Source organism: Streptomyces sp. CBMA123 (assembly GCF_014596465.1).
Lineage (GTDB): Bacteria > Actinomycetota > Actinomycetes > Streptomycetales > Streptomycetaceae > Kitasatospora.
Map to the genome: position 1 here is coordinate 1 of NZ_MECK01000106.1, position 16540 is coordinate 16540.

12 protein-coding genes are annotated in these 16540 nt (G+C 73.6%); 1 reads left to right on the forward strand and 11 read right to left on the reverse strand.

The features are described from left to right. Positions 1–74 precede the first annotated feature (74 nt). The 11 genes from BG452_RS14805 to BG452_RS14855 all read right to left on the reverse strand — a co-directional run bounded on the left by BG452_RS14805 (position 75) and on the right by BG452_RS14855 (position 15549). Positions 75–2270, reverse strand: coding sequence for a bi-domain-containing oxidoreductase (locus BG452_RS14805; protein ID WP_188304751.1), 2196 nt, complete (start codon positions 2268–2270; stop codon positions 75–77). Between the two features lie 61 nt (positions 2271–2331). Beyond that, positions 2332–4239 (reverse strand): asparagine synthase (glutamine-hydrolyzing), encoded by a 1908-nt coding sequence (gene asnB, locus BG452_RS14810; RefSeq protein ID WP_188304752.1) that lies wholly within the window; start codon positions 4237–4239, stop codon positions 2332–2334. 3 nt (positions 4240–4242) lie between these two features. Then, positions 4243–5769: a Wzz/FepE/Etk N-terminal domain-containing protein gene (locus BG452_RS14815; protein ID WP_188304753.1), complete on the reverse strand. Its 1527-nt coding sequence runs from the start codon at positions 5767–5769 to the stop codon at positions 4243–4245. Continuing rightward, on the reverse strand, positions 5766–7241 hold the full coding sequence (locus tag BG452_RS14820; protein WP_188304754.1) for a Wzz/FepE/Etk N-terminal domain-containing protein: 1476 nt from the start codon (positions 7239–7241) through the stop codon (positions 5766–5768). Before BG452_RS14820 ends, BG452_RS14815 begins: the two co-directional genes overlap by 4 nt. Next, positions 7238–8476 (reverse strand): glycosyltransferase family 4 protein, encoded by a 1239-nt coding sequence (locus BG452_RS14825; RefSeq protein ID WP_188304755.1) that lies wholly within the window; start codon positions 8474–8476, stop codon positions 7238–7240. The genes BG452_RS14820 and BG452_RS14825 overlap by 4 nt, the downstream gene beginning before the upstream one ends. A gap of 76 nt (positions 8477–8552) precedes the next feature. Continuing rightward, positions 8553–9869, reverse strand: a complete 1317-nt coding sequence (locus BG452_RS14830; protein ID WP_188304756.1) for a nucleotide sugar dehydrogenase — start codon at positions 9867–9869, stop codon at positions 8553–8555. Between the two features lie 76 nt (positions 9870–9945). After that, complete coding sequence (locus tag BG452_RS14835) at positions 9946–11433, reverse strand: sugar transferase (RefSeq protein ID WP_411292953.1); 1488 nt, start codon at positions 11431–11433, stop codon at positions 9946–9948. A 597-nt stretch (positions 11434–12030) separates the two neighbouring features. Beyond that, the gene (locus BG452_RS14840) at positions 12031–12756 is read right to left on the reverse strand and encodes a hypothetical protein (RefSeq protein WP_188304758.1); all 726 of its coding nucleotides are present in this window, start codon (positions 12754–12756) and stop codon (positions 12031–12033) included. An 82-nt stretch (positions 12757–12838) separates the two neighbouring features. Then, positions 12839–13441 carry a cysteine dioxygenase family protein gene (locus BG452_RS14845; RefSeq protein WP_188304759.1) on the reverse strand — a complete coding sequence of 201 codons (603 nt, stop codon included), beginning with the start codon at positions 13439–13441 and terminating at the stop codon, positions 12839–12841. Positions 13442–13444: 3 nt separating this feature from the next. Beyond that, positions 13445–15187, reverse strand: coding sequence for a cation acetate symporter (locus BG452_RS14850; protein ID WP_188304760.1), 1743 nt, complete (start codon positions 15185–15187; stop codon positions 13445–13447). Next, positions 15184–15549 (reverse strand): DUF485 domain-containing protein, encoded by a 366-nt coding sequence (locus BG452_RS14855; protein WP_188304761.1) that lies wholly within the window; start codon positions 15547–15549, stop codon positions 15184–15186. The genes BG452_RS14850 and BG452_RS14855 overlap by 4 nt, the downstream gene beginning before the upstream one ends. Positions 15550–15891: 342 nt before the next feature. Between BG452_RS14855 and BG452_RS14860 the strand changes: the two genes are divergently transcribed. Then, positions 15892–16540 (forward strand): saccharopine dehydrogenase family protein (locus BG452_RS14860; protein ID WP_188304762.1); only part of this gene is annotated, 649 nt, incomplete at its 3' end.

The window sequence follows — 16540 nt, forward strand, 5'->3', positions numbered from 1 at the left end:
GTCGCCGACCCGGCCGCCGACCCCCCGCGGCCCCATCCGGGACAGCCGCCGCAGGTACCAGCCCGCGCTCATGGTCATCGCGTCCCCGCCAGCGTCACCGGCGCGCCGCCCGCCAGGCCGGCCTGGACGGCGAGGGTGGCCGCCGTGGTGGCCGCCAGCGACTCCAGCGGCACCGGCATCGGCCCGCCGGTCCGCACCGCCCTGACGAACGCCGCCAGTTCGGCGGACTGGCCCTTGTCCCGGGCCGTGGGCAGCCGGGAGCTGACCCACCGCTTGCGGCCGGCCGTGCTGTCGAAGTACACCGAGGCGCGGACGAAGTCGTCCAGCTTCAGCACCTTGCCGTCCGCGACCAGGTCCAGCGTCTCCTTGGGGAAGCCGGGCGCGCCGGTGGTGACGTAGCTGAGGGTGGCGGTGGAGCCGTCCGGGTAGCGCAGCACGATCTGGAGGTCGTCGTTGCCGGCCGGGGCGACGGCGTAGACCGAGACCGGGTCGGCGTCCAGCAGCCAGCTCGCGGTGTCGATGAAGTGCCCGCCCTCGCCGGCGAACCGCGAGCCCTCGGTGCCCTGCCGGAGGTACCAGCTGCCGTGCTGCAGCCGGCCCGCGTTGACCAGGTAGCGCAGGCTGGCCGGGCCGGTCCGGACGCCGAAGCGGCTCCTGGCCTCCCGCAGCAGCGGCGCGAAGCGGCGGTTGAAGCCCACCTGGAGGCGGTCGTTGCCGGACTCCGCCACCGCCGCGAGCACCCCGGCCAGTTCCTCCTCGGTGAGGGCCAGCGGCTTCTCCACGAACACCGCCTTGCCGGCCAGCAGGGCCCGCCTGGTCAGTTCGGCGTGCGAACTGTGCCGGGTGACCACGAACACCGCGTCGACGGCGTCGTCCCCGAGGACGGCGTCGAGGTCGGTGGTGGACCGGGCGAAGCCGAACGTGCGCTGGGCGTTGGCGGCGGACAGCGCCGTCGTGGTGACGACGGCGGACAGCGCGACGCCCTCGCGCCGGGCCAGGTGCGGCAGCAGCATCGACGTCGCGTAGTTCCCGGCGCCGACGAAGGCCAGCCGCACCGGCGACCCGGAGGGCCGGGCGGCGGTCCTGGTGGGGCGGGGCACCGCGGGCACCGCCACCACCGGGGCCGGCGCCTGCTGCTCGGCCGCGGCCCCGGGGTACCGGAACAGCACCGCCACGGCCTTCAACTCGCCGTCCTTCAGGCGCCGGTAGGTCTCCACGGCGTCGTCGAAGTCGGCGAGGTGGGAGATCAGCGGCTCCACGTCGACCCGGCCGCGGGCGGCGAGGTCGAGGAAGCAGGCCAGGTTGCGGCGCTCGGTCCAGCGCACGTACCCGATCGGGTAGTCCCGCCCCTCCAGCTCGTACGCCGGGTCGTAGCGCCCGGGGCCGTACGAGCGGGAGAACCGGACGTCCAACTCCTTCTCGTAGTACGCGTTCCACGGCAGGTCCAGCCGGCACTTGCCGATGTCGATCACCCGGCCGCGGTCCCGGCTCAACCGGGCGGCCAGTTCGACGGGCTGGTTGCTGCCGCCGCCGGCGGCCAGGTACACCTGGTCCACGCCGTGACCGTCGGTCAGCTCGGCGACGGCGGTCTCCACGGCCGCGGACCCGGGGTCGCCGCAGGCCACCGCGCCCAGCCGCTCGGCGAGTGCGCAGCGCACCGGGTCGGGGTCGGCCCCGACCACCCGCACCCCCGCGGCGGTGAGCAGCTGCGCCACCAACTGCCCGATCAGCCCGAGGCCGATCACCAGCGCCACCTCGCCGAGCTGCGGCTCGCCCTGGCGCACGCCCTGCAGGGCGATCGACCCGACGGTGCCGAAGGCGGCGTGCCGCGGGACGAGGCCGTCCGGCACCGGGGTGTAGAGGTTCCTGGGCACCCAGTTCAGCTCGGCGTGCAGCGCGTGCTCGTTGCCCGCGCAGGCCACCAGGTCGCCGGCCTTCACGTCGTCGACCCCGGCGCCGACCTGTTCGACCACCCCGCACAGCGAGTAGCCCAGCGGCGTGTAGGAGTCCAGCTTGCCCATCACCTTGCGGTAGGTGGCGGGCACTCCGTTGACGGCGACGCTCTGCATCACCTTGGCCACCTGGTCCGGCCGGGAGCGGGCCTTGCCCAGCATCGACATGCCGGCCTCGGAGACCTTCATCAGCTCCGTCCCGGTGGAGATCAGCGAGAAGGCGGTGCGGACCAGCACCCCGCCCGGCTTGCACGCCGGCACCGGTACGTCGAGCACCGACAGTTCGCCGCTCTTGTAGTTCTGCACAACCTGTTTCACCGCAAGTCCCCTTGTTCCTCGTGTTCCTCAGCCTGTTCGTCGTCGAGCGAGCGCACTGACCTCAGCCGGAGGTCGCGCCCCGGTACCAGTACTCGAGGGTCAGCACGTGCCACAGATGTTTGGAGTGGTCCCGCTGCCCGGCGGCGTCCTCGGCGACCAGCCGGGCCAGCGCCTCGCGGCGCAGGAAGCCGGAGTTGACGAGCACTCCGTCGTTCACCACCTCGCGCACCAGCGGCGCCAGGTCCCGGCTCATCCAGGCCCGCAGCGGGGCGCTGAACAGGCCCTTGGGCCGGTACACGATCTCCCGGGGCAGGACGGACAGGGCCGCCTCCTTGAGGACGGCCTTGCCCTGCCGGCCGACGATCTTGCGGTCGCCGGGCACCGCGAAGGCCGCCTTCACCACCTCGACGTCCACGTACGGCACCCGCACCTCGGTCGACGCGGCCATGCTGGAGCGGTCGGTGTAGGCGAGGTTCAGGCCCGGCAGGAACATCCGGGCGTCGCCCAGGCACATCCGGTTGACGAAGTCGTCCAGGTCGTTGTCCTGGTAGACGTCCGCGTGCTCGGTCAGCACGTCGTCGACCGTCCCGGCCAGGTCCGGGTTGACCAGGGCGAGCAGCTCCGCCCGGTCGTACATGGTGTAGCTGCGCCGGAACGCCGTCTCCTCCGGCAGGTCGGCGAAGGAGAGGAAGCGCTTGGCGAAGCGCACCGAGCGGTACCCCCGGCGGGCGGTGGCGACCGGCAGCCGGTCCACGGCCGCGGACAGGCCGCGCCGCAGCGGCCGGGGGACGCGCTGGTAGCGCAGCGCGAGCTGGTTGGCCAGGTGCTTGCGGTAGCCGGCGAACAGCTCGTCGGCGCCCATCCCCGAGAGCAGCACCTTGACCCCGGCCTCCCGCGCGGCCGAACAGATCAGGAAGGTGTTGATCGCGGCCGGGTCGCCGATCGGCTCGTCCAGGTGGTACGTCATCCGCGGCAGCAGGTCGAGCACGTCCGGGGCGATCTCGATCTCGTGCAGGTCGACGCCGAACCGCTCGGCCACCCGCCGGGCGTAGCGCAGGTCGTCCGGCATCGCCTCGAACCTGGCGTCCTCGGCGCGGAAGCCGATCGTGTAGGCGGAGATCCCGGGGCGGTCGCGGGCGGCCAGCGCGGTCAGGTAGCTGGAGTCCAGTCCGCCGGAGAGGAAGGTCGCCACCGGGACGTCGGAGAGCAGATGACGCCTGGTCGACTCCTCGACGACGGCGGCGAGGTCCGGCCGCTCGCCGGCCCGGGCCCGGTCCCGGCCCTCGGCGGCGACCTCCCGCAGGTGCCAGAACCGGCCGCGCTCGACCCGGCCGTCGGGCCGGCACCGCAGCCAGCTGCCCGGCGGCAGCTTCTCCGCCTCGCGGAACGCGCAGCGCGAGTCCGGCACCCAGTAGTAGAGCAGCGAGGCGACCAGCGCGGCGTGGTCCACCTCCAGCGAGCCGCCGGTGACGGCGGCCAGCGCCTTGAGCTCGGAGGCGAACACCAGGCCCCCGCCGCGCCGCACCAGGAACAGCGGCTTGATGCCGAGCTGGTCGCGGGCGAGCACCAGCTCACCGGTGCGCTCGTCGAAGATCCCGAACGCGAACATCCCGCGCAACCGGGGCAGGCAGTCGGTGCCCCAGCGCCGCCAGGCCTCCAGCAGCACCTCGGTGTCGGAGGTGCCGCGGAAGCGCGCCCCGGCGGCGGTCAGTTCGGCGCGCAGCTCGGGCGCGTTGTACAGCTCGCCGTTGTACGTCAGGACGAGGCCGTCCGAGGCCATCGGCTGGGCGCCGGTCTCGGACAGGTCGACGATGGCCAGCCGGCGGTGCCCCAGCTGCACCTCGCCGTCGCCGAGCGGGTGGCTGTAGCGGCCCGCCCCGTCCGGGCCGCGGTGGGCGAGGGTCTCGGTGAGCTGGTCGGTCACGGCTTTGCCGTCCGGCCATCGGTACGTGCCCGCGATGCCGCACATGTGCTACCTCGCCTCCTGGTCGCTGTCGGGGACCCTCGAGGTCCACATCGGAAGTCGTGCCGTCCGCCGCCGGCCCAGCCCGTTCCGGGCCGGCCGCTCGCCCCGGCCGCGCAGCGCGGTGTGCGGCCCGTCCCACAGGGTGCCGTCGGTCCGGTCGCGCGGATCGGGGTCGATCAGCACCACGCCGAGGACCGGGATGTGCTGGTCCGCGAGCTGGCGGGCCACGGTGTGCAGCCAGGCGGCGCTGCCGTGCCCGGCCCGGACCACGAGCACGGTGCGGGTGCCGAGGTACTGGAGGTCGGTCCACGCCGTGCCGGGGGCCACCGAGCCGACGCCGAGCCGGCGTTCCCCCAGTGCCACGGCCGAGGCCTGCTCGCCGCCGATCACGGTCGGCTCCCCCGGCTTGGCGCGGCGGTGGGCGAGCTGGGGGCCCGGCAGGCCGTCCATGATCACCACCGGCCCCTCGCCCGACAGTTCCCCGGCGAGGTCCAGGGCGATCGCCACCGTGCTGCGCGCGCAGCCCAGTTCCAGCAGCGACACCGTCTCCGCGGAGCCGCGCACGGTGCGGGCCAGGGTCGCGGTGAGCCTGGCCCGGGCCGCCCTGGTGCGGCGCGACTGCCAGCGTCCGGCGGGGCGGCGGGGCACCCGGTGCAGCTCGGCGATGACCGAGGCGCCGAGGTTCGCCGCGATCTCCCGGCGCAGCACCGGCCGGTCCGCCACCACCGCGCCGACCGCGGCCGCCGCGATGCCGAGCACCAGTCCGAGGACGGCCCCGATCCCGCCGTCGGTGGCGGCGGCCGTGGGCAGGGACTGCCGCACCGCGCGCGGGGCGTCCACGATCTGGGTGCCGGCCACCAGTTGGGGCGTGCCGACCTGCGCCTCCGCCGCGCGCTGGCCGAAGTCGGTTATCCGGGAGGTGAGTTCGGCCCGGCTGGCGTAGAGCGACTCCAGGTTCGCCGAGGCGGTCGGCCCGCTCTGCTGCGCGCCGTCCCCGATCTCCTTGTTGACCTGGGCGAGTTGGTCGCGCATCCGGTCGCGCTCGCCGAGCAGGGCCTTGGCCTGGGCGTCCGCGGCGTCCTGGATCCGCTTCACGTGGTCCGCGACGAAGGCCTCCGCCAGCGCCTCGGCCCGGGCCCGCGCCTCGGCGTCGCTGCCGCCGGTCACGGTGATCTGCAGCAGGTTGTTGGTCAGGCCGAGGCCCGTGTAGTCCCGCATGAAGTCCTCCGGCTTCTGCGCGGACCCGAGGGCCTGGAGGGCCTTGCCGGCGATGGCGGTGGTCTGCAGCAGGGCGACGTCGGTGCGGATCAGCGTGCCGGGGTCGTTGGGCTGGTCCGCCTGGTGGGCGACCAGCACCTTGGTCACCGCGGTCGGCGGCGGCGGCTTCAGGACGGCCACGGCCGCGCCGAGCAGCAGCCCGACCAGCGCCAGGGCGCACCAGAGGCGGCGCCGGCGGCGCACCGCGACCACCAGGGACTGGAGGTCCAGCAGTGGCGGGGCGGGCGGCGGCTCCGGAGTCGTACTCGTCGTCACCCCGACCCTCTCCCCGAGTCGTCGCCGACCGCGAGGGCCGGCGTGGCGTCGTCCTGGTCGCGGACCTGCTCTCCATCGGGTTCGCGGACCTGGTCTCCGTCCGGGTCGCGGTCCGGCGTGGCGCCGTCCGGATCGCCGTCCGCGGCACGACTCGAAGCGCGGCCCCGAGCGCGGCCCGAACCGCGCGTCGACCGGGCCCGGACGGTGCCGGCGACGACGACGCCGACCAGCTCGTGCCCGGCGTCCAGGCACGCCCCGCCGATGCCCGCCAGCTCCCCCGCCGTCCAGTTGCCCGTGCTGAGCACCACCAGCGCACCGGACCCGTCCTCGCCGTCCGGCAACAGCGGCCGGTGCGCCGACACCCCCACCACCCGCAGCAGCGGATCGCCCCCCGCCTCGGCGACCAGCTGCCCGGCGGCCCGGTGGGCCGGCTCGTCGCCGTCCGGGACGACGACCAGCAGGCGTCGGGGGGCGGGCAGTCGGTCCCGGAGGCGGGCGCACACCCGCCGGTAGCGGAGCCGTCGGCCGGCCTCGTCGCCGGAGGCGTGCGGGACGGGCAGGTCCCAGCGGGTGTCGAGGCCCAGCAGCCGGCGGACCAGCGCCCGCGGCCCACGGCCCCCCGGCCGCCGCGCGGACCGTTCGGCGGGGACGTCGACGGTGCCGAGGACCACCGAGCCCAGCGCCGCGGCGATCTCCCCTTCGGTGCGTAGCCGGCGGCTCATCCGGGCCGCGGCGAGATGACCGATGACGGCGAGCAGCAAGGCCAACAGCGCCCCGGCGGCGATGAGTTCCGTCCTGGTCGGCGGTGCCTGGGCGGACGGCCGGGCCGCCGAGCCCATGACGACCATGTTGGCCTTGTTGGCCCCCGGGTCGACCTGGTCCAGCTTCTTGATGGCGTCCTGGAGCGCGGTGCGCAGCTTCTCCAGCTCGGTACGGGTCTGCACGCTCTCCACCGTCCGCCCCGGATCGGTCGAGGCGGCCAGGTCGGTGATCCGGCGGCTGGCCTGCAGCACCAGCTGCCGCAGGGCCTCGGGCTGCGCCGCCTCGGGGTCGGTGCTGTCGCCCGCGATCCGCGCCGCGAACGTGACGAACTGGTGGGCCACCTGATCGGAGAGCTGCTGGGCGCGCTCCGGGGTGTCGGCCGTGCCGGAGATCTTGATGATGTTGCCGTCCGCGGCCGTGGCGCTCACCCGGTCCTGCAGCTTCGCGCCGCTGACCCCGGGCCAGCCGAGCGAGGCGGCCGCCCGGTCGAGCACCACCGAACTGGTCGCGATCTCCGCCTGGGTCAGCAACTCGCGGTCCTGCCACACGCCCGGCAGCAGCACCGACGCGGACGTGGTGTAACTCGGCGGGAACAGCAGCGAGGCGCCGTAGCCGACGAGCGCACCCACCAGGGCGAAGACGGCGAGCAGCCGCCAGCGCCGACGCAGGATCCGGCCGACCGTGACCAGGCGTATCGTGTCGTCGCTCAACGGGACGGCCTTCTCCGTGCCCGGTCCTCCGGGGTGCGGTCCCGGCAGGCGGCGGCGTAGGCGGCGAGCAGCGCGCGCTGGGAGTTCCGCCAGGCGAGCGGCCCGTTGATCCGCTCCTGGCCGAGCTTGCCCATCCAGGCCCGCTTCTCCGGGTCGTCCATCAACTGCGCGACGAGCCTCGCGAACTCGGACTCGTCGTTGGCGGGCGCGTAGAGGGCGGCGTCACCGGCGGAGACCCGGGCTTCCCGGAGGTCGAAGGAGACGATCGGCCGGCCCATCACCATGTACTCCAGCACCTTGTTCATGGTCGACACGTCGTTGAGCGGGTTGCGCGGGTCCGGGGACAGGCACACGTCCGCGGTGGACAGGTAGCGCACCAGGTCGGCGTCCGGGACGCGCCCGGTGAACTGCACCTGCTCCGAGAGCCCGAGCCGCCGGGACAGCTCCACCATGGCGTCGAAGGTGTCGCCGCCGCCGACGAACACCGCGTGCCAGTCGGTCCGCCCGAGTTCGTCGCGCAGCTTGGCGAGCGCCCGCAGGGCGTAGTCGACGCCGTCCTGGGGGCCCATGACGCCCAGGTAGCACAGCAGATGGGGCTTGCCGCGCTTGAGCTCCGGCTCGGGCGGCACCGGCCGGAACCGCTCGGTGTCGGGCGCGCTGCGCACCACGAAGACGTCCTCGGGCCGCCGGCCGCCGCGGCGCACCGCGGTGTCCCGGTAGCTCTCGTTGGTGGCGAGCACGATGTCCGCGGCCCGGTACGTCCGGCGTTCCAGCGCGCAGACGGCGCGGTAGAGCAGGTCCTCGCCGCGGTCGAAGCGGGAGAGGTACAGCTCGGGCACCAGGTCGTGCTGGTCGAAGACGAAGCGCGCGCCGCGCCGCTTGAGCCACAGGGCGGGCAGGAACAGCAGGTCGGGCGGGTTGCAGGCGTGGACCACGTCGACCGGGCCGACCTTGCGGGCCAGCCGGGCCGTGTGCCAGAGCGCCGATCCGTACTCCTGGAGGTACCCGGCCGGGCCGCCGGTGGCCGCGCGCAGGGGGTAGCGGTGGATCCGCACCCCGTCGATCAGCGCCTCGGGTTCGGTGTCCCGTTTGCTGCCCCGGGGGCAGATGACGTGGACCGTCCAGCCCGCGTCGCGCAGCGTGGTGCACTCCTGCCAGACCCGCCGGTCGAAGGGCACCGACAGGTTCTCCACCAGGATGAGCGCGCGCCGGCCACGCCCGTCCCCGCCGGCCACGGCACTGGACGACGTGTCACTGGACGGTGTGTCACTGGACGACGTGTCACTGAGCGGTTCGTCACTGAACGATGTGTCACCAGGCAAGGCCCACGTACCCCGGTTCGGCCCGGCGCGTCTCGGCGTCGGGGAGGCGGATGAGGTCGACGATCGCCGGGCCGTCGCCGTGCGGCAGGGCCGCCAGGACGGCCGGGTCCTTCGTCCCGACCACGCACACCTCGGCGTGTTCCAGCACCTCGTGGACGGAGTCCGTGAGCAGCTGGGCGAGGTGCGGCAGCCGGGTCTCGATGTACTCGCGGTTGGCGCCGAGCAGCCGGGAGAGGTTCACGTTGGGGTCGTAGATCCGCAGGTCGTAGCCCTTGCCGAAGAGCTGCTCGGCCAGCTCGACGAGCGGGCTCTCGCGCAGGTCGTCGGTGCCCGGCTTGAAGGACAGGCCGAACAGGCCCACCCGGCGCCCGCCGGTGCGCTCGACCAGCGTGACCGCACGCCGCAGGTGTTCGGCGTTGGAGGGCAGCACATGGGAGAGGATCGGCACCGCGACGTCGGCCCGGCGCGCCGCGTGGACCAGGCTGCGCAGGTCCTTGGGCAGGCAGGAGCCGCCGAAGGCGAAGCCGGGCCGCAGGTAGGCCGGGCTGATGTTCAGCTTGCGGTCGGCCAGGAAGACGTCGATCACCTGGTGCGAGTCCACCCCGAGCGCCTGGCAGACCGCGCCCAGCTCGTTGGCGAAGCCGATCTTGAGGCCGTGGAAGGCGTTGTCCGCGTACTTGATCGCCTCGGCCGTCGGGACGGGCACCCGGAACACCGCGCCGGGCAGTCCCTCGTACAACTCCTCGACCACGTCGCCGCTCGCCCGGTCGAGTTCGCCGATGACGGTCTTCGGCGGGTCGAAGAAGTCCCGCACGCTGGTGCCCTCGCGCAGGAACTCGGGGTTGACCGCGACCCCGAAGTCGACCCCGGCCGTGCCGCCGGCGTACTTCTCCAGGATCGGCACCAGCAGGTTCAGGCAGGTGCCCGGGAGCATGGTGCTGCGGAACACGACGGTCTGCCGCCCGCCCCGCTCGGCCACCGCGGCACCGATCTGCTCGGTGACCCGCTCCAGGTAGCTGGTGCACAGGCTGCCGTTGGGCTCCGAGGGCGTGCCCACGCAGACCAGCGACACCTCGCTTCCCATGACCGCCTCGCGGACGTCGCCGGTGGCGCGCAGCGCCCCGCTCGCCACCATCTCGGCGATGAGTTCGCCGATCCGCTCCTCGACCACCGGGGCCTTGCCGTCGTTCACCAGGTCGACCTTCACCTGGTTGACGTCGACCCCGATGACCTCGTGGCCCAGGCTGGCCAGGCACGCGGCCGACACGCAGCCCACGTAACCGAGCCCCAGGACGCTGACCCTCATGACCCGTTCCTCCCCTCGGGCAGGCCCTTGTGGCCGGCCGTCCGCACGCCGTCCGTCCGGACGGCGCCCCCACCCATCAGTAGGCCCCCTGCCCCTGGAGCACGGCCCGCAGCGTCTTCCAGAGGATCACCGCGTCCAGGGCGAGCGACCAGTCCTCCACGTACCGCAGGTCCAGCCGGACGGCCTCCTCCCACGGCAGGTCGCTGCGCCCGCTGATCTGCCACAGGCCGGTCAGCCCGGGCTTGACGAGCAGCCGCCGCCGGATGTCCGGGCCGTACGCCGCGGACTCCTCCGGCAGCGGGGGCCGCGGGCCGACCAGCGACATCGAGCCGGTGAGCACGTTGACGAGCTGCGGCAGCTCGTCCAGCGAGTACCGGCGCAGCACTCCCCCCACCCTGGTCACCCGTGGATCCCGGCGGAGCTTGAACAGCAGGCCGGCGCCCTCGTTGCGGTCGGCCAGCGCCGCCCGGGCCCGGTCCGCCCCGGCGACCATGGTGCGGAACTTGACCAGGGTGAACTGGCGGCCGTCCTTGCCGACCCGGTGCTGCCGGTAGAACACCCCGCCCCGGCTGTCCGCCAGCACCAGCAGCCCGACCAGCAGCATCAGCGGGGCGAACAGCACCAGCAGGACGGCGGCGCCCAGCCGGTCGACGACCTCCTTGACGGCCCGGGGGCCGCCGGTGAAGGTCGGCATGCTGACCCGCAGCATCGGGATCCCGAGCACCGCGTCGACGTGCAGCCGCGGGCCGGCCACCTCCATCAGCACCGGGGCGACCACCATCTCGGCGTCGCCGCCCTCCAGGTTCCAGGCCAGCCGCTGCAGCCGGTCCGGTGTCCAGTACGGGTCCGGGGTGACCGCGACGACCCGGTAGCCGTCGCGGCGGACGTGGTTGGCGACGTCCGCCAGCCGGCCGACGACCGGCACCCCGTCCAGTCGGTCGGCGCCCCGGCCGAGGGTGTACGGCGTGCACACCGCCTCCACCCGCCAGCCCAGGTGCGGGAACTTGCGGGTCCGGCTGATCAGGTCGCGCACGGTGGCCGGGCTCCCGGCGGCGAGCACCGGGCGCAGGCACCGTCCCTGGTTGCGCTGTTTGTGCAGCCACAGCCGCAGCAGGTACCGCTCGGTCATGGTGACGGCCGTGACCGCCGGGATCGCGGCGAAGATCCAGAGCCTGATGTTGTGCGAGCCGAGGGCGATCCCGCCGAGCGCCAGGACGACGGCCGCCGTGAACAGCGAGCGCCCGAGCCGGCGGAACTCCTCGGCGCCCTGCCCCAGCACGGCCGGAGCCCACGCCCGGCTCGTCGCCAGCGCCCCCAGCACCAGCAGTTCGGTGCCGAAGGCGAGGATGCCCCACTTCTCGTGCCAGTTGGCCGCGTCCCGGACCCCGAAGAAGCCGCCGATGGCCGCCACCACGAAGGCGGTGGCCACGGTGTCGCTGATGATGACGGTACGGCGGTACTGCTGCTCCCAGTCGCTCTCGGACCGGCTGATCGTCCCGTTCGCCACCGGGCGCCTGCGCGCCGAGGGAAACGGGCCGGCTAACTCTCCCTCCCCCTGCTCCACGTCCCCCTTCAACTCACCGCTGGGTTCGACGTGTTCGCTCCACACGGTTCCTCCCCCCAGGAGGCTCACGCCCCCCGCCCTGTTCCTCCCCTCGGGAGGCCCCGCCCCCCGTGTGCCGCGCTGTTCCTGGCCTCCGAGGGGACCCCTCCCCCGGCGAATGGCGAATCGGCTTGTTGCGGCGCTGCGTGAAACATCCCACCCGGGCGGCAGCGGACTCGCTCGTCCTGCCAGTGCCCCTGGGTGCGCGGGAAACGTCGGCGGCTGCGCCCCACCCTCGCGGCCCCGTCCCGGGCCAGGAAGATCACAGTCCGTCGTCGCCCCGCTTCCGTCCGTGCGGGGCGAAAATCAATGTAGAGCATCCGGGCCGCCCGATGAGGGGGATGTGTGAAACGCGCACTCGGAATCTGAACTTCGGATGATCGAACAGCGGCTTCCGGTAAGCGCGTTGGGAGCGCGGGCACACACCGTGACCTGTACGGAGGCGAGTTGGGAGGCCACCCGGACCGATCGGCCGGAGAGATCGATTGACTGATCGTCAGAGTCGTTTTCGCGCAATGATGTTCGGATCCAGCCACGCTCTCCGCTCCCGGTCCCCGATCACGTGCTCGGCGGGTTCCGGTCCAGATGGCGCAGGCTCCGCCGGAGGTAGGCCCGCGGGTTGGTGGTCAGGTGGCGCGCCCAGCCGGGCTTGGCTTCGCCCCGCCGGTGGGCGTAGCAGGCCAGGGCGTACCCGAGCATCGGCTCGCTCAGGTAGCCGAGTCGGGCGGACGACCGACCCCGGTCGCTGCGGCGGAAGTCGAAGGCGGAGTTCGCGGTGAAGACGCCGAGGCCGAAGTGGACCGTCAGAAGGTCGGTGAGCGGCTCGTGGTCGCGCCGGGCCGTGGTGATCCGCCGCTCGTCCAGCAGCCGGACGTGGCCCAGCTCATGGGCGATGGTGGCGACCAGGGCGACCGGCCGGGCGGCCTGGCGCTGGTCGACGGCGATCACCGGGCGCCCGTTCTCCCGCCGGTAGTGCCCGGCGGCGGAGCGGGACCGGTAGCCGAGTCCGAGACCGGCGGCCATGGCCCGCTCGCCGTCGTCCGGCTCGATCTCGACCGTCAGGCGCTCGGGCGCCACCTCCAGGTACCCGCAGAGTCGGGCGATCACCCGCCGGATGTCCTCCTCGGAGCCCTCGTAGGGCCCCGGGAAGAACTCGGCGGTCGGCAGGACGGGTGCGCGGTCCAGCACCTCGCGGCCGAACTCGGCGGCCAGCCAGGCCATGGACTCCTCGATCCAGACCCGCTCCGCCGGCCCGACCGGGCACTTCGGTGCGAACAGCGCCATGGCGGCCATCATGCACCACCGGCGGGAAACGGCCGACGGGCCGTCCGGGGAGGACGGCCCGTCGGGGCACGGCGGGGGTCGGTCAGCGGTGCGTCGGCCAGGGAGCCAGGCCGTCCGGGTGCCGCCAGCTCACCAGGCGGGCGCCGTCCGGCGGGGCGTCCACGACGTCCTGCCCGAAGACCCGGTTGATCGAACTGCCCCCGTTCGGCGAGATGTCGGCGCCGTAGACGTGCAGGGAGACCGCGCGGCCGGTGCCGCCGTTGGACACCCGGTGGATGTCCTCGTCGGGCGGCACCAGGAGCTGCACCCGGCCGGGCGAGCAGGTGGTCCGGCCGGACGGCACCAGCACCCGGCGGCCGGAGCGGGGCAGCCGCCACAGCCGGTACGCCTCGTCCACCTCCACGCCCTCCACCACGCCGGAGACACACCAGGCGATGTGGTCGTGGATCGGGGTGGACTGCCCGGGCAGCCAGGTCAGGGCCACCACGGAGTGGGTCCGTCCTGCGTGCAGCAGCCGCTGCGCGTAGCCGTCGGTGTCACCGGCGCACAGGTCGTCGGGGACGATCAGCCCGGCCCGCAGGTACTTGCGCAGGGTGTCCGCGGTGAGTTGGGCGGTCAGGACGTCGGCGGCGGCGTAGCGCTCCAGGTCGCAGAGGAACTCGTCCAGGTTGGAACCCGTCGTCACGGTCTACCGCCCCACCCCGGTGAGCGCCCGGACTTCGAGCTCCGCGAAGCCGCGCCCGTCCGCGTCCTCGTGCCGGCGGCGGCGACCGCCGGCCAGCGAGCCGATGACCGCGGCCGCGAACCCGATCGGGATCGAGATGACGCCCGGGTTCTGCAGCGGGATCGGCGCGGTGGTGGTGCAGGAGATCAGCGCCGTGGCGTTGCCGACCTCCTGGCCGGCCGCCGGCACCCCGCAGTCCTTCGCCTGGGTGGCCGTCAGCTTCACGGCCGGGACGGTGCCGCTGGCACCGCCCCAGCAGATCGGGGAGAGCAGCACCAGGCCGATCGCGCTGACCAGGCCCGCGTAGATGCCGCACTTGGCGCCGAAGGTGGTGAAGCGCTTCCAGAACAGGGTCAGCAGGATCGCCGGCAGGTTGGCCGAAGCGGCGATGGCGAAGGCCAGCGCCACCAGGAACGCCACGTTGAGGTCCCGGGCGAAGATCGACAGCGCGACCGCGACCGCGCCGATCACCACGGCGGCGATCTTCGCCGTGATCAGCTCCTGCCGCTCGGTGGCCCGGCCCTTGCGGATGACGCTGGCGTACAGGTCATGGGCGAACGACGAGGAGGAGGTCAGGGTGAGCCCGGCGACCACCGCCAGGATGGTGGCGAACGCGACCGCCGCGATGAAGGCCAGCATCAACGAGCCGCCGGTGGTGCCCGCGCCGCCGCCGAGGTGCTCCGCCAGCAGGGTGGCGGCGGTGTTGCCGGACGGGTCCTTCTCCTTGATCGTCGCCGTGCCGACCAGCGCGGCCGCCCCGAAGCCGAGCACCAGGGTCATCAGGTAGAAGACCCCGATGATGCCGATCGACCAGTTCACCGACTTGCGGGCGTCGCGGCCGGTAGGAACCGTGTAGAAGCGCACCAGCACGTGCGGCAGCGCCGCGGTGCCCAGCACCAGGGCGGTGCCCAGGCTGACCAGGTCGAGCTTCGACCAGCCGTCCGTAGCCCCGTACTTCAGGCCGGGCTGGAGGAAGGCGTCGCCCTTCTTGGAGGCCGCGGCGGCGTCCCCGAGCAGATGGCTGACGTTGAAGCCGTACTTCGCCAGCACCCACACCGTCATGGTGGCCGCGCCGGCGATCAGCAGCACCGCCTTGACGATCTGCACCCAGGTGGTGCCCTTCATCCCGCCGACCACCACGTAGACGATCATCAGGGCGCCGACCCCGACGATCGTCCAGACCTGCGCGGAGGCACCCTTGACGTCGAGCAGCTGCCCCACGATCGTCGCCGCGCCGACCATCTGCGCGATCAGGTAGAAGATCGACACCACGATGGTCGACACACCCGCGGCGGTGCGCATCGGCCCGCTGCGCAGCCGCGCGGCCAGCACGTCGGCCATGGTGAACCGCCCGGTGTTGCGCAGCAGTTCGGCGACCAGCAGCAGCGCGACCAGCCAGGCCACCAGGAAGCCGATCGAGTACAGGAAGCCGTCGTACCCGGCCAGCGCGATGATCCCGGCGATCCCCAGGAAGGACGCCGCGGACAGGTAGTCGCCGGAGATCGCGATGCCGTTCTGCAGCGCGGAGAACTCCCCGCCGCCGGTGTAGAAGCCACCGGTGCCCCGGGTGCTCCGCCGGGCCCACAGGGTGATGACCAGGGTCACCGCCACCAGGGCCACGAACAGCCCGATGGTCAGGCCCTTGTTCGACGCCGACGCCGACGCCGCCTGCGCCACCGCGGCGGCCTGGGAATGGTGCTGTGTCATGCCTGGCTCTCCGTCGGTTCCTGGTCCCCGTCGTGGCGGCGGGACGCCGCCACGCTCCGCAGCTCCGCCGCCAGCGGGTCCAGCCGCCGGGCGGCGAACCGGCCGTAGGCCAGGGCGATGCCGAAGGTCGAGACGAACTGCAGCAGCCCGAACACCAGGGCCACGTTGACGTGCCCGGCGACCTTGGTCGCCATGAACCCGCGGGCGTAGGCCGAGCAGAGCACGTACGCCAGGAACCAGAGCAGGAACGCCACCGTCACCGGGAACACGAACCTGCGGTAGGCGGCGCGCAGTTCGCCGAATCTCGGATCGTCGCCGATCCAGGGTGTCTCACCGCGCGACGGCGCGGCCGGGTCGATCATGGGAATCCTTCTGAACGGTGCGGAACTTGCCGATGGCCCGACCGTAGAAGTCCCAGGTAGACAACCGATCAACGCGCGTAGGCTCCGGTCAGCGCAGGCCCTCGTCCTCCTCCGGGCGCAGGTGGCGGGAGATGAGCCTGGAGAGTTCCGGCCCGTGCTCGTGGGCGAGGGGGGCGAGGTCGGGCGGCAGGACGAACGCGGCACTGTCGGACGTGCCATCGGGGTCGGCCCGCCCTCGCCGCCACCTGCTTCGAAACGGCGGGCGCCCGGTCCGGACCCGTTGACAGTCCCAGGGCGGACTCCTAGCGTGGCGCAGTCGATGACCCGCGAGTAGGGACTGTGATGGCCGAGCCGCGCCCGTACGACCTCGTCCTGTTCGGTGCCACCGGGTTCACCGGCGGCCTCACCGCCGAGTACCTGGCCCGGACCGCGCCCGAGGACTGCCGCTGGGCGCTCGCCGGACGCGACGAGGGCAGGCTCGCCGCCGTCCGGGCGAAGCTGGCGCGGATCGACCCCCGGTGCGCCGGCCTCCCGCTGCTGATCGCGGACGCCGCCGACCGCGAGGCGCTGCGCGCCGTGGCCGCCGGGGCCCGGGTGGTGATCTCCACGGTCGGCCCGTACCTGCGGTACGGCGAGCCGCTGGTGGCGGCCTGCGCGGAGAGCGGCACCGACTACGTGGACCTCACCGGCGAGCCGGAGTTCGTCGACCGGATGTACCTCCGGCACCACGAGCGGGCGGTGGCCACCGGCGCGCGGCTGGTGCACGCCTGCGGCTTCGACTCGGTGCCGCACGACCTCGGCGTGCTGTTCACCGTCGAGGAGCTGCTGCGCCGCGGCGGCCCGCCGGCCCGGGTCGAGGTCAAGGGCTTCGTCCGGGCCGGCGGCACCGTCTCGGGCGGCACCTTCGCCTCGGTGATGACGGCCTTCTCCCGGCCGCGGGCGATGGCCCGCGCCGCCCGCGCGCGCCGCGCGGTGGCGCCCCGGCCGAAGG